The sequence below is a fragment of the Mycolicibacterium tokaiense genome (assembly GCF_010725885.1).
Classification (GTDB): Bacteria; Actinomycetota; Actinomycetes; order Mycobacteriales; family Mycobacteriaceae; genus Mycobacterium; species Mycobacterium tokaiense.
In genome coordinates, this window is sequence record NZ_AP022600.1 from 3,962,747 (window position 1) to 3,987,330 (window position 24,584).

A 24,584-nucleotide genomic window follows, 5' to 3' on the forward strand; every position below is an offset into this window, starting at 1 on the left:
GAGCGTGACGGCCGGGGCTGCTACATCTGCGTTGCGATGGAATCAGCCTGTCGCCCAGGCGCTTCGAGCGCCTCGGCGTGATTTTCCTCCATGGCGCAGAACTCCTGCGCGCAGGTGTGCAAGCCTTGGGCGTGGTTGCTGAGCTGGGTCAGCAGAGTGGTCGTGGCGGTGGACCATTCGGTCATTCGCAGGGTCAGCGAGGCCGCCGAGCGTCCCTGCCACCCGCCCTGCGCGGTCTCAATACGGGTGTCGGCAGTGCAGTGCTTCATGGCCACGTCCTCGCCGTGACCGGTGACTTTCACGCCGGACGCCACCAGGTCCTCGATGTTCACCTTCAGCGCCACAGTGCACCCCCATCCATGTTGCCGTCCGCTACATGCTTAGCAACGCCGGCGGTACTGCGCCAGTCACCTCTGGCGTTCGCGCGCCCGATCCGCGCGCAGCGACTTCAGTCGCTGCTCGTCACGCAGCACATTCTGGTAGCTCTCCCGCTCGGCGACCAGCCACTCCGGCTTCTCCTCCAGCAGCGCGTTGATCTGCTCGGTGGTCAGCGCGTCCACGACCCCGCCGCGGGCCAGGCCGGAGATCGAGACACCCAGTTTGGCTGCCACCAGGTTCTTCGGGTGCGGCCCGTTCTTGCGGAGGTCTTTGAGCCACTGCGGGGGATCGGCCTGCAGCGCGGCGAGTTCAGCGCGGGTGATGGCGTTGTCCTGGAATTCCGCGGGCGTCGCGGGCAGGTACACATCCAGCTTCTTGGCCGCGGTGGCGGGTTTCATGGACTGGGCGTCGGGCCTGCTCATGGGACAAGCGTATCGGTAGCCTGAAGCGGTGACACCGGCCTCGCTCACCCTCGGCTACGTTCCCGGCGGGACGCCTGCCAAGTGGGCCAGGATCTGGGCCGAGCGCCACCCCGGCGTCCCCCTGGACCTCCGAGCGCTGACGGCCGCAGAGGCTGCCAATGCAGTGCTCACCGGCACCGTCGACGTGGCGCTGCTACGGCCACCGGCCGACGCCACCGGGCTGGCCATCATCCCGCTGTACGAGGAGACGACGGTGGCGGTGGTGCCCACCGATCACGTCCTCACCGCCGTCGACGAGATCGCTGCCGCCGATCTGGACGGCGAGCCCAGACTCCTGCCGGATGACAATGTGGTCGACTGGCCGCAGGCGCCGGGAACGGTGGTCGAGCACCGGCCCGAAACCACCGGCGAGGCAATCGAACTCGTCGCCGCCGGCGTGGGTGTGCTCATCGTTCCCCAGTCCTTGGCGCGACTGCATCATCGCAAAGACCTGACCTACCGCCCGATCACCGATGCGCCCCCGTGCCCGGTCGCACTCGCCGTCCCCGCGGGCCCGCAACCGGAGCTCGTGGAGGAGTTCATCGGCATCGTGCGGGGCCGCAAGGCCGGCTCCTCGCGGGCGCAGACCGAGCTTGCCCCCAAACGCACCGCGCGGGAGAAGACGCTGGCCAAGCAGGCTGCCCGCGCTGCCGCGGGCAAGGTGGCCCGTAAGCCCGGTCCGGCTAAGCGCGGTCGCCGCTGATCAAGTCCGACCAGAAATCCACAAGGGCGGGCTCGCCGGCGCCTTCCTCACCGCTGAGGTAGTCGGCCAGCGTGACTCCGACGACGGTGACTTCGGTGCGGATCACCGACAGCACGGGCCGGCCGGTGCTGTCGCGTCCGGCCGGCAGGTAGTGATGGCCGCGGATCGGGATCAGTCGCGGAGCGCGGTCCAGATGGTAATTCGCGCTGCGCAGAGCATCTTTCGTGCGCGCGGGCCGCGATCCCCAGGTGTCGGGCCAGAAGTCGTTCCACTCCACGGCGTGCAGGATCCCCTCGACGGGCAGCTGCACCAGGGTGCGTAGGTTGCGGACGCCGGCACGCCAATTCGGCCATCCTGCGCCCATCGGCATCCCGGCGGCCAAGAAGGCCCGGTGATCGTCGGCGAACTCGAACCCCAACGCCGCCTCGATGCGCGAGAGTTCGTCGTCGGTCAGGCCTGGTTCGCTCACAAGGTGATGGTGCCGTCGTCGTTGATGGTCCACTGCGGGTTGTAGGCAATTTCCCACAGGTGGCCATCGAGGTCGGCGAAGTAGCCCGAATAACCGCCCCACTCAGTGTGTTCGGGAGGTTTGACGATGGTGGCCCCGGCCGCCTCGGCTTCGGCGAACACCCGGTCGACATCGGCGACGCCGCGTTGGTTCACGGCGATGGTGATCCCGCTGAAGGTGCCGTCGACGGGGTGGCGGGCGTCGGCGGCGAGATCGGAGCGCCCGAACAATCCGAGAGCGATCCCGGGCAGTTGGTAGAACGCGACCTCGTCGTGCACGGCGGTGGGTGTCCAGCCCAGGCCCTGCTCGAAGAACGCCCGGGAGTGCGCGAGATCGTCGACGCCAAGGGTGATGAGGCTGACGCGCTGGTCCATGACGCCCACCCTACGAGTGCCCGGCTGCGGACACATGTGTGCTTTACCGCGGTCGGGGCGGCGTGTCGTGCGCAACACCGCACAGATGTGGACCGGGAAGGGGCTTCGAAACAACAACAGCGCGGCCCCACCCGGTCGGATGAGGCCGCGCTGTCGTAAGCGGAGATCAGTGCGTGGTGTGCAGCGGGCCTTCGGCCTTCTTGTACAGCGCCTTGAGCATGCGGTCACGGAAAGCCGCATTGTCGATCAGCTTGATGCCGGCGTTCGCCAGCTTGGGCTGTCCGATCAGCTTGTGCATGTAGCGGCCCCGCTTGTACTCCCGGCCCCACGACGCCTCCATGCGCTGCGCGTAGTTGGTGAAGTCGTCGGGTCCGCCGTTCTGCAGAGCGGCAATCGCGCACTCGCCGGCGGCCAGGCCGGACTCCAGCGCCTTGGAGATGCCCGCGCCGGAAGCCGGCTTGCCGGCGCCCAGAGAGTCGCCGGTGAACAGCACACCCGGCCGGAACGGCGGCCACGCGGTGAAGCCCATCGGCAGGCGCCAGGCGCGCACACTCTTGTTCTTCTTGAGCTCCTCGATGGCGGGCAGATCCCAGTCCCGCGGCAAGGTGCGCAGGAATTCGCCGAGGAACTGGGTGGCGTTGATCGACTGCCAGTTCTTGTAGCTGTTGACGTACCCCAGGCCGATGTTGAAGATGCCATTGCCCATGGGGAACACCCAGCCGTAGCCGGGCAACTGGTCACCCTGGAACTGCAGCTTGAGGTAGATGTCCAAGCTGTCGGAGTCCACCCGGTTGGCCGGCATCTCCGAGCGGATGGCGATCGCCGAGTAGCCGTTGTACTGCGAGTCGATCTTCAACGCCCGCTTGATGGGCGAGTAGGCACCGTCGGCAGCGATCACGGCGTCGCCGTAGATCTTCTCGCCGCCCTTGAGGGTGACGCCGACGACGCGGCCGTTGGCGTTGAATTCGGGACCGGCGACCTCCGCGCCCTGACGCACCTCCGCGCCGGCGGACTCGGCGTGCTTGAGCAGCACGGTGTCCAGATGCTCGCGGCTGACGGTGTGGCCGTGGTCCGGCATGCCCGGGCGCTTGGGAAACGACAGTTCCCAGGCGCTGGGGCTGAACACCGTCACCCGGTTCACGCGGTGATAGGTGGCCACCTCGTCGGCGAGGCCCATCTTCTGCAGGTAGCTGACGGCACGTGCGGTGAGCCCGTCACCGCAGGGCTTGGCGCGAGGAAATTCCGCCTTGTCCACCACCAGCACCTTGGCGCCGGTCTGGGCGGCCGCCCAGGCTGCTGCTGATCCCGAGGGGCCCCCGCCCGCTATGACCAGGTCATATCGCTGCGTCACTAGTGCCTCTCATCTTCGATATGGTCTGCGCTGTCGCGTGGTGATGCTAGCTGACCGAGCTGTGTAGTGCGGAAATCGGCTTCGCTCGTGGTGACAGAAAGCGGTGTGAGTGTAATAACAGTGTGACCGACCTGCAGTCGGACGCCGGTATGCGCAGGTCAGCGTATTCCGAGCGGTACAGTGCAGTCGTGCGCAGATCGGCGAAGGTCCGACCGGACGGCGAATCCGCCGAGGTCAAGGTCGACGCGCGCAGCGAACGGTGGCGCGAACACCGCAAGAAGGTGCGCGCCGAGATCGTCGACGCGGCGTTCCGGGCCATCGACCGGCTGGGGCCTGCGGTCAGCTTGCGGGAGATCGCCGAGGAGGCCGGCACGGCCAAGCCCAAGATCTACCGGCATTTCGCCGACAAGTCCGACCTGTTCCAGGCGATCGGCGAGCGGATGCGCGACATGCTGTGGGCGGGGATCTTCCCGGTGATCAACCTGGCCACCGATCCGGCTCGCGAGGTCATCCGCCGCAGTGTCGAGCAGTACGTCTACCTGGTCGACGAGCATCCCAACGTGGTGCGCTTCCTGGTCCAGGGTTTCCCGGAGCAGTCGGAGTCGACCATGCGGGCGCTCAACGAGGGCCGCGAGATCACCCTGGCCATGGCGGAGATGTTCAACAACGAGCTGCGCGAGATGGAACTCGACCGCGAGGCCATCGAATTGGCCGCGTACACGACCTTCGGTTCGGCCACCGCGGCCACCGACTGGTGGCTGGGCCCCGACCCGTCCAGTCCGCGCCGGATGGACCGCGCGAAGTTCATCGAGTACCTCACGACGATCATGGTCGGCGCCATCAACGGCACGACCGCGCTGCTGGGTATCCGCATCGACCCCGATCTGCCGATCGGCAAAGCGGTTCCGCGGGCCAACATCGTCAGCTGACTATCCGGAGGGCGCACTTCACTTCGCAGCTACCCTGGAAGTCGTGACCCGGCGACTGCGTGCCGATGCCGCCCTCAACCGCGACCGCATCGTCGACGCCGCGGCAGAACTGTTCGCCGCGAAAGGCATCGCGGTACCGATGGACGACGTGGCCCGCCACGCCGGGGTGGGGGTGGCCACGTTGTACCGGCGTTTTCCGACCCGCGCGGACTTGGCGGCGGCGACCTTCGAACGCAATCTCAGCCGGTACACCGAGGCGGTCGATCGGGCGTTGGCCGAGCCCGATCCGTGGAGCGGCTTCCGGGCGCTGCTCTACGAGCTGTGCCAGCTGCAGGCCAGCGATGCCGGTCTGCGGGAACTGCTCACCATGTCGTTTCCGGCCAGCAGCATCATCGAGCAACGCTCCGGCGAGGCCCTGGTCAAGCTGCGCACCTTGATGGAGCGCGCCCAGCAGGCGGGTGATTTGCGACGCGACCTGGTTCCCGGTGACGTCGTGGTGATGCTGTTGGGCAATTCCGGGGTGGTCGCGGCGACCTGCGGAGCGGAAACGGCGCCGGGCACCGAGCCCTGGCGTCGATTCGCCGCGCTGATCATCAACGCGTTCGCAGTGAATCCGTGTGAACCACTGCCCGTCGCGACCCCGGAACCGCAGTTGCGCCGCTCCATCGCCATGCTCGCGCAGTAGGGCCGATGCGGGAGGTGAGAAAAAACTCCGCGACACAAGCTCTTGTGTTGCGGCGTGTTGTCGGACCCCAGTTGTAGTGTTGCCAGCACTAGTCCGACATCGCCGTGCCCGGCGTTGCAGAAGGGGTTTCCAGTGACTGATGGCATCAAGCTGATCGACCGAGTTTCGGCCATCAACTGGAACCGCCTGCACGACGAGAAGGATGGCGAGGTCTGGGACCGACTGACCGGCAACTTCTGGCTGCCGGAGAAGGTGCCGGTGTCCAACGACATCCCCTCGTGGGGCACGTTGAACGAGCACGAGAAGCAGCTCACCATGCGGGTGTTCACCGGTCTGACGCTGCTGGACACCATCCAGGGCACCGTCGGCGCGGTCAGCCTGATCCCCGATGCGCTCACCCCGCACGAGGAAGCGGTGTACACCAACATCGCGTTCATGGAATCGGTGCACGCCAAGAGCTACAGCAACATCTTCTCCACGCTGTGTTCCACCAGCGAGATCGACGAGGCGTTCCGCTGGTCGGAGGAGAACCCGAACCTGCAGCGCAAAGCCGAGATCGTCATGCAGTACTACAAGGGTGACGAGCCGCTCAAGCGCAAGGTCGCCTCGACGCTGCTGGAGAGCTTCCTGTTCTACTCGGGCTTCTATCTGCCGATGTACTGGAGCAGCCGCGCCAAGCTCACCAACACCGCCGACATGATCCGGCTGATCATTCGCGACGAGGCCGTGCACGGCTACTACATCGGCTACAAGTTTCAGCGCGGGCTGGCGCAGGCGAGTGAGGCCAAGCGCGCCGAGCTCAAGGACTACACCTACGAGCTGCTGTTCGAGCTCTACGACAACGAGGTCGAGTACACCCAGGACCTCTACGACGGCGTGGGCCTGACCGAGGACGTCAAGAAGTTCCTGCGCTACAACGCCAACAAGGCCCTGATGAATCTGGGTTACGAGGCGCTGTTCCCCAAGGACGAAACCGACGTCAACCCGGCCATCCTGTCGGCGCTGAGCCCCAACGCCGACGAGAACCACGACTTCTTCTCCGGTTCGGGCTCCAGCTACGTCATCGGCAAGGCCGTTGTCACCGAAGACGAGGACTGGGACTTCTAACTGCGCTCGTGCGCATCCTCCATCACGGTCCGGCCGATCGCGGCGTACACCTCGGGCCGTGAGTAACGCAGCCACAGCGCGTACACCAAGCCCAGGACGAACACGCCGGCGATGAAGTAGGGCGCGCTCTTGAACACCAGCGAGTTCGCCGCATATCCGGCTGCGAAGGCGCGGTTGTCCCACAGCAGCCACACCACGTAGAGCATGGCCACGCCGCCGATCAGCGGGCAGATCAGGGTGGTGATCGCGTTGCCGGAGTGCACTTTTCGGACCCAGAAGTACCAGATCACCGCAAACGAGCAGATGGCCTGCACCAACAGGATCGCAGCCGTGCCGATCAGGGCCAGCAGGCCGTAGATGTTGGTGTAGGGCACCAGGGCCGGGGTGTCGACGGGAACGCCGTCGGCGTCGGGCACCTGGACGGCGGTGAAGAAGGCGAACAGCAGCACCAGTACCAGCGTGATGACACCCTGCAGCGCGGAGGCGAGGTAGGGCGAGCCGTGCTTGGGGTGCGCGCTGCCGATGGTCTTCTGCACTGCGGCAGAGGGGATTTCGCGGCCGAGGGCGAACAGGTAGCGCGATGCGGCGTTGTGGAAGGCCAGCGCGCACGCGAAGGAGCCGATGACCAGCAGCGCCTTGTAGATGTCGAGCAGTACGGTGCCGAGGTTGGATTGCACCAGGCCGAAGAACAGGTCCAGCGGTGACGCGCTGATGGAGGCCTCGACGGAGGCCTTGGCGCCGTTGCCGGCCAACACCATTGCCGAGATGAAGGTGTAGAACAGCCCGAGGCCGATCACCGCGATCAGGGTGGCGCGGGGGATGATCTTCTTCGGGTTGCGCGATTCCTCGCCGTACACCGCGGTGGTCTCGAAGCCCACCCAGGACCAGAACGCGAAGAACAGGCCGATGGCCATCGACCCGGCGGCGGCGGCGGTGCCGAACGCCCCCTCGGGCAGGCTCTCGAAGGCGCGGTTCAGCAGTACCGTCTTGTCGAGCATGAACCCGTCGGGCCCGCCACCGGAGACGATCACCGACAATGCCAGGGCCACCAGGATCAGCACCTCCGACACCAGGGTGACGCCGAGGATGGCGGCGGTGAGACTGATGTGAAAGTGGCACAGCGCGGCGATGGCCACGGTGGCGCCGATGGCGAACACCAGCCATGGGATGTCCACGCCGACAATGGTATTGACGGCATCGTTGGCAAAATAGGCGCAGCCACCGATCAGTGAGCCCTCGAACACCACGTAGGCGAAGGTCGCCAGGAATCCGGCCGCCATGCCCCACACCTGGCCCAAACCGTGGGAGATGAAGCCGTAGAACGCACCGGTGGTGGTGATGTGCTTGGCCATCGCCACGTAGCCGAGCGCGAAGAGGGTCAAGATGATCGTGGCGAACAGGAATCCGGCCGGAGCGCCGAGCCCGTTGCCGAAACCCACTGCGATGGGCGTGTTCCCGGTCATCGCCGTGATCGGGGCGGCGTTGGCCACGGCCATGAAGATCACCGCCACCATGCCGATGGCGCCCTTCTTCAGACCCTGCGGGGCATCAGAGATGGCTGCGGAATCAGTACTCACCGCGGGGCTCCTGACGTGAAGACGGATGCTGAGGTCTCCGCGGCATTGCGAATCCGCAGCGAGCGTGACACCGGCCCAGACTGCTCACAACCGCGGCAAGGATATTGACAGGGGCTTGACAGCTTGAGCTCAGAACCCCGGCGCGGTTAACTGAGCTTCTTATGTGGCGACGCGGCGTGCAGACGGTGGCAGTGATGGTCTCGACGCTCGCCCTCATGGCGGGGACGGTCAGCTGCTCGATGGGCCCCGACCCCGGGGACCGCTTCACGTCCTTCGCCAATGCGCTGCAGCGCAAGGATGCCCGGGCCGCAGCTGCCGAGACCACCGATCCCGCCGCTGCCGAACCGGTCATCGAGGCGATGTTCGCGGGCATGGGACAGGCTGCTTCGGTGTCGGCCAGCCCGGTCCCGGTGGAGGGCACCGACACCGAGTTCACCGTGGACTACCGGTGGTCGTTCGGGCCGGACCGCGAATTCAGTTACGACACCGACGGCGAGGTGACCCAGGCCGATGGCGACTGGCGGATCACCTGGTCGCCGACACTGCTGCACCGGGACCTCGAGCCGGGACTGAGTTTTCAGTTCAGCCAGGACAGCGACCTGCAGACGCCCGTGCTGGACCGGGCGGGGGTGCCGCTGCTGACCTGGCAGACCGTCGGCGTGATCACCTTGGAACGCGCCCAACTGCCGACCGCGGCCGCCCTGGCGCCGGTGTTGGCGCCGTTCGAGCCGGGTGTGACCCCGGAGTCGATCACCGCGTTGTTCAACGGCAACACCGATGACCGGGTGACGGTGATGAAGCTGCGCGAACCGGACCTGGCCCAGGTGGCGCCGGTCCTGGCCACCATGCCCGGTGTGACCGTCACGCAGCAGGGTGAACTGCTCACCGCCGACCGGGCGCTGTCGTCGCCGGCGCTGGCCGGTCTCGACGAATACTGGCTCGATCGGGTGACGGCCGACTCAGGATGGTCGGTGTCGCTGGTCGACGCGGCGGGGGCCCCGGCGCAGCGGCTGCAGGCCACGCCGCCGAAGGCGACCGAACCCATCCGCACCACCCTGGACGTGCGGCTGCAACTGCTGGCGCAGCGGGCCGTGACGCTGGACCCGCGGCCGGCCATCGTGGTGGCGCTGTCGGCCGCCACGGGCGGCATTCTTGCCGCCGCCCAGAATCCAGCTGCCGACAGCCAAGGGCCGCTTGCCTTTTCCGGCCTCTACCCGCCCGGCTCGACGTTCAAGACCATCACCTCGGCGGCGGCGCTAAACGCCTCGCTGGTGACACCGGAGACCCCGGTGGCCTGCCCCGGCGTGCTCACCATCGACAACCGCACCATCCCCAACGACGACGACTTCGACCTCGGGACGGTGCCATTCGCCACCGCCTTCGCGCGATCCTGCAACACCACCATGGGGCAGCTGGCCGACGAACTGCCCGACGATGCCCTGACGACCATGGCCCGTAAGTTCGGGATCGGCGTGGACTATGTCATCCCCGGCCTGACCACCGTGACCGGGAAGGTACCCGTGGCCGAGACCCCGGCGCAGCGCGTCGAGAACGGAATCGGTCAGGGCACCGTCACCGTCAGCCCGTTCGGCCTCGCGGTCGCCGAGGCGAGTCTGGCCCGTGGTGAAACCGCGGTGCCCACCTTGATCGACGGTGAGACCACCGACGTGGACACCGCGTCGGTTCCCTTGCCGCCCACTGTGACCGGCGCGCTGCGGGCAATGATGCGCCAGACCGTCACCGAGGGCACCGCCACCGCCCTGCAGGACATCCCCGAACTGGGCGGCAAGACGGGCACCGCCGAGTTCGGGGACCCGGCCCAGTTCGGGGGAGTGTCCCCTGCACACGGTTGGTTCGCGGGCATCGCCGGTGACATCGCGTTCGCGACGTTGGTGGTGGACGCCGGTTCATCGGCGCCCGCGCTCACCGTCACCGGCGACTTCCTGCGCGGGGCAGCCGGCTAGATCGTCGAGGTGTCGATGACGAAGCGGTAGCGCACGTCGCTGGCCAGCACCCGCTCGTAGGCCTCGTTGATGTAGGACGCCTCGATGACCTCGATCTCGGGGGTCACATCGTGTTCGGCGCAGAAGTCCAGCATCTCCTGGGTCTCCGGGATGCCGCCGATCATCGACCCGGACAGGCTGCGCCGGCCACCGGCCAGCGGGAAGAACGGAACTTCCAGCGGCTGCTCGGGGGCGCCGAGTTCCACCAGGGTGCCGTCGATCTTGAGCAGGTTGATGTAGAGGCCCAGATCCAGGTTGGCCGACACCGTGTTCAGGATGACGTCGAACTTGCCGGCGAGCTTCTTGAAGGTGTCGCGATCGCTGGTGGCGTAGTACTCGCTGGCGCCGAGGCGCAGACCGTCTTCCATCTTCTTCAGCGACTGGCTCAGCACGGTCACCTCGGCGCCGAGGGCGGCGGCGAGCTTGACGCCCATGTGGCCGAGGCCGCCGAGGCCGATGATTGCGACCTTGCTGCCGGGTCCGACGTTCCAGTGCCGCAGCGGCGACCACAGGGTGACGCCGGCGCACAGCAGGGGAGCGGCCTTGTCCAGCGGCAGCGAGTCGGGGATGCGCAACACGAACTTCTCGTTGGTGACGATGGCCTGGCTGTAGCCACCCTGGGTGGGCGTGCCGTCCTTGTCGGTGGCGTTGTAGGTGCCGATCATGCCGCCGCCGGTGCAGTACTGCTCCTTGCCCGCAGCGCAGTTCTCACAGTTCTGGCACGAATTCACCATGCAGCCGACGCCCACGTGGTCGCCCACCTTGAACGCGGTGACCTCGGAGCCCACCTCGGTGACCACGCCGGCGATCTCGTGGCCGGGGACCACCGGGTAGTTGGGCTGGCCCCATTCGGCTTTCACGGTGTGGATGTCGCTGTGGCAGATGCCGGCGAACTTGATGTCGAACGCGACATCGTGCGGGCCGACATCGCGGCGCTCGATGGTGGTCTTGGTGAGCGGGTCGGTGGCCGAGGTGGCGGCGTACGCGGAAACAGTGGTGGTCATGGAATCAACCTCTTACCTCGAGTGCAGATGTGCGTATTCGGACATCAGTCGGCCAGCGGCGCTGCGGCCGTCCGATGGGTGGCAACGGGGACCGGTGGGGGAATAGTCCCGCTACGCGCCTTGTGTCAGTTTATTGCTCAAGGACGATCAACTGTCCCTCAGTTGATCGGAGCGTTCACCACACGCAGGTCGTCGACGATGCCCCGGGCGGCGATCAGACCGTCCCCGGCCTGCCAGATCTCGTTGTTCACGACGTAGACGCGGTGGTCACGGGCCGCGGACAGGGCGCGCCAGGAGTCGCCGGAGAAAAATCCGGCGGCGCGGTCCCGGGCGGCGGGAGAGGCGAACGACACAAAAATCAGGTCGGCATCGGCGGCCGCCAGATCGTCGTCGGAACCGAGCTCGATGTAAGGACTGTCGGTGAAACGCTGCGTGGCGGGCCGGTCCACCCCGACGGCGGCGAGCACACTGGCGGGGAAATTGGCCGCACCGAAGATCCGCACGCCGGTGTCGGTCAGCTGGACCACCGAGGCCTGGAAGTGCTGGGCGTCGTTGTCGCGGCCGGCCTGGGCAGCCTGGTCGGCAAATCGGCCGAGCAACTCGTCGGCGGCCTGCCTCCGGCCGGTGGCGGCGCCCACGGCGCGCACGGTGTCCTGCCAGCGGTCCGCGGAGTCCGCCATGAGCACCGTCGGCGCGATCGCGAAATAGTCGCCTGAGGGCTGCGGCGCCTGCCCGCCGAGGATCAGATCGGGCCCGGCGGCCGCGATCGCGGCCAGGTCCGGCGCGCTGCGGGTCCCCACGCCGGGCAGATCGTGGATCGCCGTGCCCAGGTAGGCCGGCTGCTGGTCGCTGCCGTCAGGCAGGGCCGCTGCCACCACCCGGGCCTGCAGACCGAGCGCGCACAGTGCGTCGAGTTGGGCGCCGGACAGGGCCACGATCCGCTGGGGATCGGCGGGGACCTCGATGTCGCCGCGTTCGGTACCGCTGTTGACCGTTCTGGTGGGTGGGCCGGGATCGACCGGAGCGGGTTCGCCGGGACAGGAGTCGTCGGGGCGCCGTAGGTTGCCCAGCACCCCGGCGTCGGCCACCTCGGTGGTGCTGGTGATCACGCTGCGGCTCGGTGGGACATCGGTCATGCCCTGGGGATCGGCGCATCCGGCGACGAGGGTCACCGCAAGAGCGGAAACTGCAGCTACGGCGCAGGGATATCGGCGGCTGAACTGCACGGCCCGATGCTAGCCGGACGGCTCCGGCGGAATCATCTACGACACATTGTCGGACCCGGGCCGACAGTCACAGGCAAGGGGGATAGGATTCTCCCCAAGATCGGCGGCCACCGCTCGGTGGCCTGGATTTCTGGAGGAGCTCTTGACTGCCGAAGCGCCCCCGCTTGGAGAACTCGAGGCCACGCGTCCATTCAAGGAGCGGATGGGCCCCAAGGGCAACCTGATCTACAAGCTCATCACCACCACCGATCACAAGCTGATCGGCATCATGTACTGCGTCGCGTGCTTCGCCTTCTTCCTCATGGGCGGACTGATGGCGCTGTTCATCCGCACCGAACTGGCCCTGCCCGGACTGCAGTTCCTGTCCAACGAGCAGTACAACCAGTTGTTCACCATGCACGGCACGGTGATGCTGCTGTTCTACGCGACGCCGATCGTGTTCGGTTTCGCCAACCTGGTGCTGCCGCTGCAGATCGGTGCGCCGGACGTGGCCTTCCCCCGGTTGAACGCCTTGTCGTTCTGGCTGTTCCTCTTCGGCGCGCTGATCGCGACGGCCGGCTTCATCACCCCCGGTGGTGCCGCCGACTTCGGCTGGACCGCGTACTCGCCGCTGACCGACGCCATCCACTCGCCGGGTGCCGGCGCCGACCTGTGGATCATGGGCCTGGCCGTCGGCGGTCTGGGCACCATCCTCGGTGGCGTCAACATGATCACCACCTGCGTCTGCATGCGGGCCCCCGGCATGACCATGTTCCGGATGCCGATCTTCACCTGGAACATCCTGGTGACCTCGATCCTGGTGCTGCTGGCCTTCCCGCTGCTGACCGCCGCGCTGTTCGGCCTGGCCGCCGACCGGCATCTCGGCGCACATGTGTACGACCCAGCCAACGGCGGTGTGCTGCTCTGGCAGCACCTGTTCTGGTTCTTCGGTCACCCCGAGGTGTACATCATCGCGCTGCCGTTCTTCGGCATCGTCAGCGAGATCTTCCCGGTGTTCAGCCGCAAGCCGATCTTCGGCTACACCACGCTGATCTACGCCACGCTGGCCATCGCGGCCCTGTCGGTGGCGGTGTGGGCGCACCACATGTACGCCACCGGCGCGGTGCTGCTTCCGTTCTTCTCGTTCATGACGTTCCTCATCGCGGTGCCCACCGGTATCAAGTTCTTCAACTGGATAGGAACGATGTGGAAGGGGCAGTTGACGTTCGAGACACCGATGCTGTTCTCGGTGGGCTTCATCGTGACGTTCCTGCTCGGTGGTCTGTCGGGTGTGCTGCTGGCCAGCCCGCCGCTGGACTTCCACGTCACCGACAGCTACTTCGTCATCGCGCACTTCCACTACGTGCTGTTCGGCACCATCGTGTTCGCCACCTACGCGGGCATCTACTTCTGGTTCCCGAAGATGACGGGCCGTCTGCTCGACGAGCGCCTGGGCAAGCTGCACTTCTGGCTGACCTTCATCGGGTTCCACACCACGTTCCTGGTGCAGCACTGGCTGGGTGACGAGGGCATGCCGCGCCGCTATGCGGACTACCTGCCGTCCGACGGCTTCACCACGCTGAACATCGTCTCCACCGTGGGTGCGTTCATCCTCGGCATCTCGACGCTGCCGTTCCTGTGGAACGTGTTCAAGAGCTGGCGGTACGGCGAGGTCGTCACGGTCGACGATCCCTGGGGCTACGGCAACTCCCTGGAGTGGGCCACCAGCTGCCCGCCGCCGCGGCACAACTTCACCGAGCTGCCCCGGATCCGTTCCGAGCGGCCCGCCTTCGAGCTGCACTACCCGCACATGATCGAACGGATGCGTGCCGAGGCCCATATCGGCCGATCGCACGGCCCGTCCGACGGGGACGTGACACGACTCGACGACGAGAACGTCCGTACCTGATACCAGCGCCTGATCCCATCAGGCATGTAACGGGGGTTTAGCGTGCCCAAGGCGTCGGTGTTGATCACCGTCACCGGCTCCGACCAACCGGGTGTCACCTCAGCGTTGTTCGAGGTGCTGTCGCGACACAAGGTGGAGCTGCTCAACGTCGAACAGGTGGTCATCCGGGGACGATTGACCCTGGGGGTTCTGGTCTCCGGTGAGCCGGCGGTGCTGCTCGGTGGCCACGACTTCCACAGCGAGGTCCGGGCCGCCATCCACGGGGTGGGGCTGGAGGTGTCGATCGAGCGCAGCGACAGCCTGCCGATCATCGCGCAGCCGTCCACGCACTCGATCGTGGTGCTGGGCCGTCCCATCACCGCGCAGGCGTTCGGGGTGTTGGCCCGCGAGGCGGCCAAGCTGGGCGTCAACATCGACTTCATCCGCGGTGTCTCCGATTACCCGGTGACCGGTCTGGAGCTGCGGGTCTCGGTGCCGCCCGGCGTCGGCAGTGAGCTGCAGGCTGCGCTGGCGGCCGTCGCCGTGGAACAGAGCGTCGACGTGGCCTTGGAGGACTCCAGCCTGAGCCGGCGGGCCAAGCGGCTCATCGTCTTCGACGTCGACTCGACGCTGATCCAGGGTGAGGTGATCGAGATGCTGGCCGCCCGCGCCGGCGCCGAGGCCAAGGTCGCCCAGATCACCGAGGCCGCGATGCGCGGCGAGCTGGATTTCGCGGAATCGCTGCGGGAGCGGGTGGCAACACTGGAGGGCCTGCCTGCCAGTGTGCTCGACGAAGTGGCCGACCAACTGGAGCTCACCGCCGGTGCTCGCACCACTCTGCGAACCCTGCGCCGGCTCGGGTTCTACTGCGGGGTGGTCTCCGGTGGCTTCCGTCAGGTCATCGATCCGCTGGCACATGAGTTGGAGTTGGATTACGTCGCGGCCAACGAGCTCGAGGTGGTCGACGGCGTGCTGACCGGCCGGGTGGTCGGCCAGATCGTGGACCGGGCCGGAAAAGCCAAGGCGTTGCGCGACTTCGCTCATCAGGTCAACGTTCCGATGGAGCAGACCGTGGCGGTGGGCGACGGCGCCAACGACATCGACATGCTCGCCGCCGCGGGTCTCGGTGTGGCGTTCAACGCCAAGCCTGCGCTGCGCGAAGTCGCCGACGCGTCCTTGAGCCACCCCTACCTGGACACCGTGCTGTTCATCCTCGGTGTCACCCGCGGGGAGATCGAAGCCGCCGACGCGGTGGACGGCCTGGGCCGCCGGGTGGACATCCCGTAACAGGTGATTGCTGGCGGGGTCGGGTGAGGTGCTCGGCCGGGCAGTACTGCGCTGTGGCGCTTATCTATTCATCTGCGTCTGCGCAGGTCTATAGTTGTTTGCCATGGGCATTGACGCGACCGTAAGCGAAGTGTCCGACAATCCCGACATCCCCGTGGATCTCGTACGAACATTGCTGGGAGTGTTGCGCGCCCGGCTCGGGCTCGATACGGCCTGGCTGGCCTCGTTCCGCGACGGTATGCAGGTCTTCGAAGTGATCGACGGTGACGCCGACGCGATCGGGTTGACGCCGGGCGCCCGTTCCTCGTTGGCCGGGTCCTATTGCGTCCGCGTGGTCGACGGCCGATTGCCGTCGGTCATTCCGGACACCGCAGCCAACAGGACCACATCAGCGCTGCCCGTCACCCAGGAGATGAGTCTGGGTGCATATGTGGGTGTCCCGGTCCTCGGTGCGGACGGGGTGGCGGTGGGTTCGCTGTGCGCGGCCACCACAACCGCCCGGCCCGAGCTGGCCGACGTCGACCTGCGGATCGTGACACATATCGCGGACTTGATCGGCGCGCTGATCGAATCGCCGGCGCGCGGATCGGACTCCTCGGCTCAGCAGCGCAGTGCGATACGCGCGGTGGTCACCGAGCGTGACTTCGACGTCGTATTCCAAACCGTTCACGACGTGGCCACCGGCAAGGTGATGGGTGTGGAGGCGTTGGCCAGATTCCCATGTGAGCCGTTCCGGCCGGACGCGTTCTTCGCGCAGGCCGCAACGATGGGGCTCGGCATCGAACTGGAGACCGCCATCGTCGCCCGGGTGCTGGGCCTGGTGCCGGAATTGCCCGACGACATCTTCGTCGCAGTGAACATCTCCCCGGCAGCGTTGTTGGCGGCGCCGTGGACGCAACTGCTGGGCAACGTCGATCCGTCCCGCATCGTCTTGGAAATCACCGAGCACGACGCGGTGCAGGACTACGGCGCCCTCGATGAGGTGCTGGATATCTGCCGGGCACAAGGCATGCGGGTGGCGGTGGACGACGTCGGTGCCGGCTTCTCGTCCTTCACCCACGTTCTGGAACTCGTCCCGGATTTCGTCAAGATCGACCATTCGATCACCCGCAATATCCACAGTGACGATGCGCGGCGTCGGCTCGCGCAGGCCATCGCCGAATTCGCCGGTCAGATCGGCGCGGTGGTGATTGCCGAAGGGGTGGAGACCCAGCCGGAGTTGGATGCCGTCGGTGCTGCGGGCATCGACCTGGCCCAGGGTTATCACCTGAGTCGGCCGCAGCCGTATCAGCACGGTTTCGCCGCCGCCGGTGCCACCGCGGCGATCACAGATGCCCTGCCCAGCACCGTCGATCTCCTGGGTGAGCGCAGGTTCGAGCTGGCCTTGGCCCATTCCCCCATCGGAATGGCAGTCGTGGGTCTGGACGGAACCTTCGTGCGTACCAACCGAGCGCTGCGGAACATGTTGGGGTATGGACGACGAGCTCTGGCCCAGTTGACCTTTCAGCAGATCACCCATCCCGATGACCTGGACTCCGATCTGATGCTGGTGGCGGATTGCCTTGCCGGGCGCCGGCGTTCCTACCGCATGGACAAGCGGTACATTGCCGCCGACGGGCGCACGGTGTGGTGCACCCTGACCGCCGTGTTGGTTCGGGGGCCGCACGACCGGCCGCACTGCTTCGTGTCTCAGATCGTCGACATCACCGCCGACCGGCTCCGCGAGGCGGACCTGGCCCGGCGCGCCTCCACAGACCCTTTGACCGAGATCGCCAACCGGACGGCAGCGTGGGGTCGGCTGGAAGAACTCGCCTCCGAGGGCAGCGGTTACGGGGTCTTGTTCGCCGATATCGAGGGGTTCAAGTCGGTGAACGACGCGCGCGGCCACCTTGCCGGTGATCAGCTGCTGATCGCCGTGGCCGAGCGCATCGCCGCGTCCATCGGCCCCGACGATCTGGTGGCGCGCTGGGGCGGCGACGAATTCGTGGTGATCACCCGTACTGTCGACACCGATGAGCTGAGCGAGCTGGCGCGCGGGATCGCCGAACGCACCGGTTCGACGCCGGTGGTCCTGGCGGACGGCAGTGCGGTGTCGGCGACACTCACAATCGGGATCACCGCGCACCGCCCCGGGGATCGTCGCACCATCGACGGTGTCATCGACCGGGCGGACCGCGACATGTACCGGCGACGTCGCTGGCGTGGCTGACCCCGGTCACACGACGACGGCCGCGCCCGCCTCGGCGACGCCGACGCCGGTTACCGAATGCCATGCGCGGACCAGCAATTCGACGGCGTCGGCCAGCTGATCCTCGGGCAGGGCGTACGGTACCCGGACGAATCTCTCGAGGGTGCCGTCCACCCCGAACCGCGGCCCGGCCGGCAGGTCGAGTCCGAGTCGGGACGCCGAGGCCGACAGTGCGGTGCTCATCGGCGCGGGCAGTCGCACCCACAGTGACATGCCGCCGACCCCGCGGCCGGGTTGCCAGTCGGGGAGTCGGCGGGAGAGCAGGTCGACCAGAAAGGCGCGCCGCTCCCGCAGGATCTCCCGTCGCTCGGCCAGCACATCGTCGAAATCGGTGAGAAGTGTTGCCGCCACCAGCTGTTCGAGCACGGCGGTGCCGAGGTCCAGCGACGGTCGCAGTGCCGCGAGGGTGGCGATGACGCCGGGTTCGGCGCGGATCCAGCCGATGCGCAGACCGCCCCAGAACGATTTCGACATCGACCCGATGGTCATCACCAGATCACGGCGGCCGGTCATCTCGGCAGCCAGCGGCGGCGGTGAGGGTTGGTCCACCCACATGTCCAGGATGGTCTCGTCGATGACGGTGCGGGTGCGGGTCTCGGCGATGATCTGTGCCAGGCGGGTGCGTTCGGCGGGACCCATCGTGAAACCCGTCGGATTGTGGTTGTCGGGGATTACGTATGCCAGATTGGGGGCCAGTTGCCGGACCGCGGCATGCAGGGCGTCCAGTTCCCACCCGGTGTCGGTCATGGCCACGGGTACCGCTCGTGCACCGGCGGCGGTGATGGCCGACAGGGCGCCGTGATACGTCGGCTGTTCCACCAGCACACGATCGCCGGGCTGGGTATAGGCAGCCAGGATGAGACTGATGGCGTGCTGCGCCCCGCTGGTGATCAGGATCTGTTCTGGCTCGGTGGGAAGTCCACGAGCACAGTATCTTTCGGCGACCGCACGGCGCAGCGCGTCGACTCCCACCAGTTCGTGCCCCGGTGATGCCAGGTACGGCGCCACCTGGCCGGTCGCCTCGGCGAAGGCCTGGAGCACGGCTGCCGGCGGAGCGGGCAGCGCTGCGGCGGCCAGGCTGACCGTCGCAGGGGAGGCGCTGGTCTGGACGGCGGGCAGCGTCGGCAACGCGGTGATGCTGCGGGCGCCGCGGCGGGCGTGCAGATACCCGTCCTCGCCGAGTTGTGCATAGGCGGCGGTGACCGTGGTCCGGGAGACCCGCAGGGCGTCGGCCAGCGCGCGCTCGCTGGGGATGCGCGCCCCGACCGGGACACGGCCGTCGACGATCAACAGTCGAATGGCATCGGCGAGCCCCTGGTAGGCGGGCCCGGCCCGGTTCGCGGTGCGCCAGTTCCCGAGCTCGCGGGCCAGTAGGTCCACATCAAGGGCGCGGTGGGCCATGGTGGCGGCCATATCCAGAGTCATTAGAGCCAGTATGCGCCAACTGGCTATTGATGAGCAAGCCACTTGATCGCCACGATGGCCACATGAAACAGAACTGGACTGCACAACTCTCGGCGGCGTGGAAACGGGCGAGCATCGCCGTGACCCGTCCGAGCCGCTACGTGGCATCGTGGGACCGGTGGGACGTGGACAGCGGCACCCGGCGCGAACTCAACGATCTGGACGCCATCTGGGCGCGTTTCCAAGATCACCGGTGAGGATTCCGGCGCGACGGCTGGTGGTCCTGTTCGTCGGCCTGTTCGGGTACGGCTTCTCCATGGCTCTGATGGTGCGGGCGGGTCTCGGACTGGCCCCGTGGGCTGTTCTGGACCAGGGCGTGGCGGTGCGCACCGGCATCAGCATCGGTCTGGCCTCGGCGCTGGTGGGTGTCGCGGTACTGCTGGCCTGGATTCCGCTGCGCACCCGCCCCGGCGTCGGCACGGTACTCAACGTGTTCGTGGTGGGCGCCAGCATCGACGCCACGTTGGCGGTGGTCCCCGAGATCGAGTCGATGCCGGCGCGGGTGGCGGTGATGCTGGCCGCGGTGGTGCTCAATGCCGTCAGCACCGTGCTCTACATCGGGGTGGCGATGGGCCCCGGCCCGCGTGATGGGTTGATGACCGGCTTGGTGGCCCGCAGCGGACGGTCAGTGCGGTTGGTGCGCACCGCGATCGAGGGATGTGTGCTGACCGCCGGGTGGTTGCTCGGCGGCACAGTCGGTGCCGGCACCGTGGTCTACGCGCTGGGCATCGGCCCGCTGGTGCAACTGATCCTGCGGTTCGCGCCCGCCCGGGCGCTCGGCGCGTTCGGTGCCGAGAAGCCCATGACTACCATGAGCGAGTGCCCGAAGTAGACGCCGAACACGGCAGCGACCCGGACCTCCTGCTCGATTTCCGCAAGGTCTCACTGCGCCGCGGCGGCCGGGTGTTGGTGGGCCCGGTCACCTGGCAGGTCGAGCTCGACGAGCGGTGGGTGGTGATCGGCCCCAACGGTGCGGGCAAGACATCTCTGCTGCGGATCGCCGCCGCGATGGAGTACCCGTCCACCGGCCGGGCCTACGTCCTGGGTGAGCGGCTGGGCAAGGTCGACATGGCCGAACTGCGTTCCCGCGTCGGTTTGTCGAGTTCTGCTCTGTCACAACGTATCCCGGACGACGAGGTGGTGCGTGACCTGGTGGTCTCCGCCGGCTACGCGGTGCTCGGGCGCTGGCGGGAGGCCTATGAGGAGATGGACTACGAGCAGGCCGTCGACATGCTCGAGAGCGTGGGTGCCGAGCATCTGGCGCAGCGCACTTACGGCACCCTCAGCGAAGGTGAGCGCAAACGGGTGTTGATTGCCCGTTCACTGATGACCGACCCCGAACTGCTGCTGCTCGACGAGCCGGCCGCGGGGCTGGATCTGGGCGGCCGCGAGGAACTGGTGGGCCGGCTGGCCGATCTGGCCGCCGATCCCGACGCGCCTGCCATGGTGCTCGTGACCCACCACGTCGAGGAGATCCCGCCCGGCTTCTCCCACGCGCTGATCCTCTCCGAGGGGCAGGTGGTGGCCGCCGGCCTGCTCGACGAGGTGCTGACCTCGGACACCCTGTCCACGGCCTTCGGCCAGTCGATCGCCCTGGAGATGATCGACAACCGCTACTTCGCGCGGCGGGTCCGCAGCCGTGCCGCACATCGGAGGCGCGCATGAGCGAGACCCCGCTGACCCCCCGCCCCGCCGCCACGGTGATGCTGGTCCGCGACGGCGCCGACGGCATCGAGGTGTTCCTGATGCGTCGGCACCGGGCCATGGAGTTCGTCGGGGGCGTCATCGTCTTCCCCGGCGGCGGCGTCGACGAACGCGACCGCAACGCCGACATCGACTGGCACGGACCGCCGCCGTCGTGGTGGGCCCAGCGCATGGGCGTCAGTGAGGATCTGGCCCTGGCGCTGGTGTGTGCCGCGGCGCGGGAGACGTTCGAGGAATCCGGGGTGCTGTTCGCCGGGGCTGCCGACGATCCGGACCTGATCGTCGACGACGCTTCGGTCTACCGGGACGCCCGCCATGCGCTGGCCGACAACACGCTGGCCTTCGGTGATTTCCTGCGCCGCGAGAAGCTGATGCTGCGGGCGGATCTGCTGCGGCCGTGGGCCAACTGGATCACCCCGGAAGAGGAACGCACCCGGCGCTACGACACCTTCTTCTTCGTCGCCGCGCTGCCTGAGGGCCAGCTGGCCGACGGGGAGAACACCGAATCGGACAAGGCCGGCTGGGCCACCCCCGAACGTGCTCTGGAGGACTTCGCCGCCGGGAAGACCTTCCTGTTGCCGCCCACCTGGAGCCAGCTGGATTCCCTGGCCGGGCGCAGTGTGGCCGAGGTGCTGGCCGACGAACGTCAGATCGTGGCGATCCAGCCGAGCCTGACCCTGGCCCGTGGCGACTGGGCCATCGAGTTCTTCGACAGCGACCGCTACAACGCCGCCCGCGACGGGCGTGCCCCGTGAGCCTCGACGAGGCGGCGCGAGGAACGAGTGCCGGGGAGGAGCGGCCGAGCCATCAGACCGTGAGGGTGGCGCGGGAGTTCGTCAGCGTCCACACCGCCGATGAACATCCGGGGATCGGCACCATCCTGCTGTCGCGACCGCCGGACAATGCACTGACCCGGCAGGCCTACCGCGAACTCGCCGACGCGGCCGCCGAGGTGGCGGCACGCGCCGACATCGCCGCAGTCATCCTGTTCGGTGGTCACGAGATCTTCTGCGCCGGAGATGACGTGCCTGAACTGCGCACCCTGTCTGTCGAGGAGGTGGACTCCGCAGCCCGGGTCCGCCACCGCGCCATCGAGGCCGTTGCCGCCATCCCCAAACCGACGGTGGCCGCCGTCACCGGGTACGCGTTGGGTAGCGGGCTGACGCTGGCCCTGGCCGCCGACTGGCGGGTGGGCGGCGACAATGTCCGGGTCGGGGCCACGGAGATCCTCGCCGGTCTCATTCCCGGCGGGGGCGGGATGGCCAGACTGGTGCGCACCGTCGGGGTCAGCCGCGCCAAGGACCTGGTGTACAGCGGCCGGTTCGCCGACGCCAAGGAGGCCGCCGCACTGGGGCTGCTCGACGAGCTGACCGCTCCTGACCACGTCTTCGACGGCGCACTGGCCTGGGCGCAGCGGCTGGCCGAGGCGCCGGCAGGCCCGCTGGCGGCGGCGAAGGCGGTGATCGACGGTCTGGTGGCCCCCCGGCCCAAACGCATCGCCGACGAACGCCGCCGCTATGTCGAGGTGTTCGCTGCCGGTCACCCGGGCGGCGATGCGGGTTAGGCTGCCAGCCATGACGAGCACGCACGAAAGTCCCGTCCCCAATCCGCACGCCACCGCGGAACAGGTCGAAGCCGCCCGCCATGACACCAAGCTGGCGCAGGTGCTCTACCACGACTGGGAGGCCGAGTCCTATGACGACAAGTGGTCCATCTCCTATGACCAGCGCTGTGTCGAGTACGCGCGCGGCCGGTTCGACGCCATCGTGCCCGAGGAGGTGCAGCGCGAACTGCCCTATGACCGCGCTCTGGAGCTGGGCTGCGGCACCGGCTTCTTCCTGCTGAACCTCATCCAGGCCGGGGTGGCGCGGCGGGGCTCGGTGACCGACCTGTCCCCGGGCATGGTCAAGGTGGCCACCCGCAACGGGACGTCCCTGGGCCTGGACATCGACGGCCGTGTGGCCGACGCCGAGGGAATCCCGTACGAGGACAACACCTTCGATCTGGTGGTGGGTCACGCGGTGCTGCACCACATCCCCGACGTGGAGCTCTCCCTGCGCGAGGTGATCCGTGTGCTCAAGCCCGGTGGGCGCTTCGTGTTCGCCGGGGAGCCCACCACGGTGGGCAACCGGTACGCCCGGGAGCTGTCCACCCTGACCTGGCGGATCGCCACCACTATCACCAAGCTGCCCGCCCTGTCGGGCTGGCGGCGCCCGCAGACCGAACTGGACGAGTCCTCCCGGGCCGCCGCGCTGGAGGCGGTGGTGGACCTGCACACCTTCGAGCCCGCTGACCTGGAGCAGATGGCGCGCAACGCCGGTGCCGTCGAGGTCGCGACCGCCAGCGAGGAGTTCACCGCGGCCATGCTGGGCTGGCCCGTGCGGACCTTCGAAGCCGCGGTGCCGCCGGGCAAGCTGGGGTGGGGCTGGGCCAAGTTCGCGTTCGGCAGCTGGACCACCCTGTCCTGGGTGGACGACAACGTGTGGCGCAACGTGGTGCCCAAGGGCTGGTTCTACAACGTCATGGTCACCGGGGTGAAGCCTGGCGCTTGAGTTCACTGTCGCCGACGTCGCCTACCTGACGTCGGCGCCGGGTGCGGCGGCGCTGGCCGAGGTCGATGAGTTCGCACTCACCGACCTGGTGTCCGAGGTCGCCGCGCTACGCAGACGGTTCGGTGGGCGTGCGCCGGTCCTGGTCGAGACCACCCTGCTGCGCCGCCGGGCCCGCGCCAAGCTCGCGGGCGCGGACGAGTGGTTGCTCACCGACGAAGCGCTGCAGCAGGCCACCACCACCGCTGTCGCCGCGCACCGGGCGACCCGGCTGGCCGGGCGGGCGGTTCACGATGCGACGTGCTCGGTGGGTGCCGAACTCGCCGCCCTGCGCGACGCCGCGCCGAACCTGGTGGGCAGCGATCTGGACCCGGTCCGGTTGATGATGGCCCGGCACAACCTGGGCGCGCATGTGCCGGTGTGCCGCGCGGATGCGCTGCGCCCGATCACCCGCGACGCCGTGGTGCTGGTGGATCCGGCCCGGCGCAGCGGCGGCACCCGCCGGTTCGACCCGCGGGCTTACACCCCGCCGCTGGATGCGGTGCTGCAGGTGTACCGCGAGCGCGACCTGGTGGTGAAATGCGCTCCCGGCATCGATTTTGCCGCGATCGGGGAGCTGGGGTTCGACGGCGAGATCGAGGTGACGTCGCTGGGCGGGTCGGTACGCGAGGCCTGCCTGTGGTCCCACGGCCTGGCCCAGCCCGGTATCCGCAGGCGGGCCTCGCTGCTCGACACCGGAGAACAGCTCACCGACGCCGAGCCCGACGACTGCGGCGTGGCGGCGGCGGGGCGCTGGATCGTCGACCCCGACGGCGCGGTGGTGCGGGCCGGTCTGGTGCGTCAGTACGCGGCGCGGCACGGGCTGTGGCAACTGGATCCTGACATCGCCTACCTCAGCGGCGACGCCCTGCCCGACGGGGTCCGCGGGTTCGCCGTCATCGACACCCTTGCGTTCTCGGAAAAGAAGCTGCGACAGGCGCTTTCGGCGCTGGACTGCGGCGCGTTGGAGATTCTGGTGCGCGGCGTCGCGGTGGACCCGGATGCCTTGCGCCGCCGGCTGAAACCTCGCGGCACCCAGTCGTTGTCGGTGGTGATCACCCGGCTCGGAGCCGGCGCCAGCAGTCGCGCGGTTGCATTCGTGTGCAGGCCGTCGCGGTAG

24 protein-coding genes are annotated in these 24,584 nt (G+C 67.9%); 15 read left to right on the top strand and 9 right to left on the bottom strand.

The window, feature by feature from the left end:
* Positions 1-20 precede the first annotated feature (20 nt).
* Together G6N58_RS19290 and G6N58_RS19295 are read right to left on the bottom strand one after the other, a co-directional pair.
* A complete protein-coding gene (locus G6N58_RS19290) occupies positions 21-344 on the bottom strand; it encodes a WXG100 family type VII secretion target (protein WP_115277628.1) in 324 nt (107 codons plus the stop codon).
* Between the two features lie 63 nt (positions 345-407).
* Positions 408-800, bottom strand: coding sequence for a DUF5997 family protein (locus tag G6N58_RS19295; RefSeq protein WP_115277627.1), 393 nt, complete (start codon positions 798-800; stop codon positions 408-410).
* Between the two features lie 28 nt (positions 801-828).
* Between G6N58_RS19295 and G6N58_RS19300 the strand changes: the two genes are divergently transcribed.
* Positions 829-1,542: a LysR family substrate-binding domain-containing protein gene (locus G6N58_RS19300; protein ID WP_115277626.1), complete on the top strand. Its 714-nt coding sequence runs from the start codon at positions 829-831 to the stop codon at positions 1,540-1,542.
* Here the strand turns inward: G6N58_RS19300 and G6N58_RS19305 are convergent.
* From G6N58_RS19305 to G6N58_RS19315, 3 genes are all read right to left on the bottom strand, one after another.
* A complete protein-coding gene (locus tag G6N58_RS19305; protein ID WP_115277625.1) occupies positions 1,523-2,011 on the bottom strand; it encodes an SMI1/KNR4 family protein in 489 nt (162 codons plus the stop codon). The genes G6N58_RS19300 and G6N58_RS19305 overlap by 20 nt on opposite strands.
* Positions 2,008-2,424, bottom strand: a complete 417-nt coding sequence (locus tag G6N58_RS19310; protein ID WP_115277624.1) for a VOC family protein — start codon at positions 2,422-2,424, stop codon at positions 2,008-2,010. The genes G6N58_RS19305 and G6N58_RS19310 overlap by 4 nt, the downstream gene beginning before the upstream one ends.
* 166 nt (positions 2,425-2,590) lie before the next feature.
* Complete coding sequence (locus G6N58_RS19315) at positions 2,591-3,775, bottom strand: geranylgeranyl reductase family protein (RefSeq protein WP_068916226.1); 1,185 nt, start codon at positions 3,773-3,775, stop codon at positions 2,591-2,593.
* A 188-nt stretch (positions 3,776-3,963) separates the two neighbouring features.
* Between G6N58_RS19315 and G6N58_RS19320 the strand changes: the two genes are divergently transcribed.
* The 3 genes from G6N58_RS19320 to nrdF all read left to right on the top strand — a co-directional run bounded on the left by G6N58_RS19320 (position 3,964) and on the right by nrdF (position 6,496).
* A complete protein-coding gene (locus G6N58_RS19320) occupies positions 3,964-4,704 on the top strand; it encodes a TetR/AcrR family transcriptional regulator (protein WP_068919727.1) in 741 nt (246 codons plus the stop codon).
* Positions 4,705-4,747: 43 nt separating this feature from the next.
* A complete protein-coding gene (locus tag G6N58_RS19325; RefSeq protein WP_232067934.1) occupies positions 4,748-5,389 on the top strand; it encodes a TetR/AcrR family transcriptional regulator in 642 nt (213 codons plus the stop codon).
* Between the two features lie 132 nt (positions 5,390-5,521).
* Positions 5,522-6,496: a class 1b ribonucleoside-diphosphate reductase subunit beta gene (gene nrdF / locus G6N58_RS19330; protein WP_115277623.1), complete on the top strand. Its 975-nt coding sequence runs from the start codon at positions 5,522-5,524 to the stop codon at positions 6,494-6,496.
* Here nrdF and G6N58_RS19335 read toward each other — a convergent pair.
* On the bottom strand, positions 6,493-8,073 hold the full coding sequence (locus G6N58_RS19335) for an APC family permease (RefSeq protein ID WP_068916227.1): 1,581 nt from the start codon (positions 8,071-8,073) through the stop codon (positions 6,493-6,495). The genes nrdF and G6N58_RS19335 overlap by 4 nt on opposite strands.
* A 194-nt stretch (positions 8,074-8,267) precedes the next feature.
* Between G6N58_RS19335 and G6N58_RS19340 the strand changes: the two genes are divergently transcribed.
* Positions 8,268-10,037 (top strand): penicillin-binding transpeptidase domain-containing protein, encoded by a 1,770-nt coding sequence (locus G6N58_RS19340; RefSeq protein WP_115281406.1) that lies wholly within the window; start codon positions 8,268-8,270, stop codon positions 10,035-10,037.
* Here the strand turns inward: G6N58_RS19340 and G6N58_RS19345 are convergent.
* Positions 10,034-11,080: an NAD(P)-dependent alcohol dehydrogenase gene (locus G6N58_RS19345; protein ID WP_115277622.1), complete on the bottom strand. Its 1,047-nt coding sequence runs from the start codon at positions 11,078-11,080 to the stop codon at positions 10,034-10,036. The two genes, G6N58_RS19340 and G6N58_RS19345, sit on opposite strands and share 4 nt — an antisense overlap.
* 158 nt (positions 11,081-11,238) lie before the next feature.
* The gene (locus G6N58_RS19350) at positions 11,239-12,252 is read right to left on the bottom strand and encodes an ABC transporter substrate-binding protein (protein ID WP_435406132.1); all 1,014 of its coding nucleotides are present in this window, start codon (positions 12,250-12,252) and stop codon (positions 11,239-11,241) included.
* Positions 12,253-12,448: 196 nt separating this feature from the next.
* On the opposite strand from G6N58_RS19350, the gene ctaD reads away from it, so the two are divergent.
* The 3 genes from ctaD to G6N58_RS19365 all read left to right on the top strand — a co-directional run bounded on the left by ctaD (position 12,449) and on the right by G6N58_RS19365 (position 17,669).
* A complete protein-coding gene (gene ctaD / locus G6N58_RS19355; protein ID WP_068916231.1) occupies positions 12,449-14,194 on the top strand; it encodes an aa3-type cytochrome oxidase subunit I in 1,746 nt (581 codons plus the stop codon).
* A 42-nt stretch (positions 14,195-14,236) separates the two neighbouring features.
* Positions 14,237-15,460, top strand: a complete 1,224-nt coding sequence (gene serB / locus G6N58_RS19360) for a phosphoserine phosphatase SerB (RefSeq protein WP_068916232.1) — start codon at positions 14,237-14,239, stop codon at positions 15,458-15,460.
* A gap of 130 nt (positions 15,461-15,590) precedes the next feature.
* Positions 15,591-17,669, top strand: a complete 2,079-nt coding sequence (locus G6N58_RS19365) for an EAL domain-containing protein (RefSeq protein WP_308213277.1) — start codon at positions 15,591-15,593, stop codon at positions 17,667-17,669.
* A 6-nt stretch (positions 17,670-17,675) separates the two neighbouring features.
* On the opposite strand, the gene yczR is transcribed toward G6N58_RS19365, so the two are convergent.
* The gene (gene yczR / locus G6N58_RS19370) at positions 17,676-19,121 is read right to left on the bottom strand and encodes a MocR-like transcription factor YczR (protein ID WP_115277619.1); all 1,446 of its coding nucleotides are present in this window, start codon (positions 19,119-19,121) and stop codon (positions 17,676-17,678) included.
* Between the two features lie 74 nt (positions 19,122-19,195).
* On the opposite strand from yczR, the gene G6N58_RS19375 reads away from it, so the two are divergent.
* From G6N58_RS19375 to G6N58_RS19405, 7 genes are read left to right on the top strand one after another with little or no spacing between them, the layout of a single operon-like run.
* Complete coding sequence (locus G6N58_RS19375; protein ID WP_163908264.1) at positions 19,196-19,369, top strand: hypothetical protein; 174 nt, start codon at positions 19,196-19,198, stop codon at positions 19,367-19,369.
* Positions 19,366-20,004, top strand: coding sequence for a membrane protein YczE (gene yczE / locus G6N58_RS19380; RefSeq protein ID WP_068916235.1), 639 nt, complete (start codon positions 19,366-19,368; stop codon positions 20,002-20,004). The genes G6N58_RS19375 and yczE overlap by 4 nt, the downstream gene beginning before the upstream one ends.
* Positions 19,992-20,837 carry an ABC transporter ATP-binding protein gene (locus tag G6N58_RS19385; RefSeq protein ID WP_115277618.1) on the top strand — a complete coding sequence of 282 codons (846 nt, stop codon included), beginning with the start codon at positions 19,992-19,994 and terminating at the stop codon, positions 20,835-20,837. Before yczE ends, G6N58_RS19385 begins: the two co-directional genes overlap by 13 nt.
* Entirely contained in the window at positions 20,834-21,631 is a 798-nt protein-coding gene (locus tag G6N58_RS19390) for an NUDIX hydrolase (RefSeq protein WP_115277617.1), read from the top strand. The genes G6N58_RS19385 and G6N58_RS19390 overlap by 4 nt, the downstream gene beginning before the upstream one ends.
* A gap of 59 nt (positions 21,632-21,690) precedes the next feature.
* Entirely contained in the window at positions 21,691-22,440 is a 750-nt protein-coding gene (locus G6N58_RS19395; RefSeq protein ID WP_170314354.1) for an enoyl-CoA hydratase, read from the top strand.
* Between the two features lie 10 nt (positions 22,441-22,450).
* Complete coding sequence (locus G6N58_RS19400; protein ID WP_068916238.1) at positions 22,451-23,428, top strand: class I SAM-dependent methyltransferase; 978 nt, start codon at positions 22,451-22,453, stop codon at positions 23,426-23,428.
* Entirely contained in the window at positions 23,418-24,584 is a 1,167-nt protein-coding gene (locus G6N58_RS19405) for a THUMP-like domain-containing protein (protein WP_172545052.1), read from the top strand. Before G6N58_RS19400 ends, G6N58_RS19405 begins: the two co-directional genes overlap by 11 nt.

Coding starts and splice junctions, on each gene's coding strand:
- G6N58_RS19295 (WP_115277627.1), bottom strand. CDS start 800: ATGAGCAGGCCCGACGCCCAGTCCATGAAACCCGCCACCGCGGCCAAG.
- G6N58_RS19310 (WP_115277624.1), bottom strand. CDS start 2,424: ATGGACCAGCGCGTCAGCCTCATCACCCTTGGCGTCGACGATCTCGCG.
- G6N58_RS19340 (WP_115281406.1), top strand. CDS start 8,268: ATGGTCTCGACGCTCGCCCTCATGGCGGGGACGGTCAGCTGCTCGATG.
- G6N58_RS19345 (WP_115277622.1), bottom strand. CDS start 11,080: ATGACCACCACTGTTTCCGCGTACGCCGCCACCTCGGCCACCGACCCG.
- yczR (WP_115277619.1), bottom strand. CDS start 19,121: ATGGCCGCCACCATGGCCCACCGCGCCCTTGATGTGGACCTACTGGCC.
- G6N58_RS19375 (WP_163908264.1), top strand. CDS start 19,196: ATGAAACAGAACTGGACTGCACAACTCTCGGCGGCGTGGAAACGGGCG.
- G6N58_RS19390 (WP_115277617.1), top strand. CDS start 20,834: ATGAGCGAGACCCCGCTGACCCCCCGCCCCGCCGCCACGGTGATGCTG.
- G6N58_RS19400 (WP_068916238.1), top strand. CDS start 22,451: ATGACGAGCACGCACGAAAGTCCCGTCCCCAATCCGCACGCCACCGCG.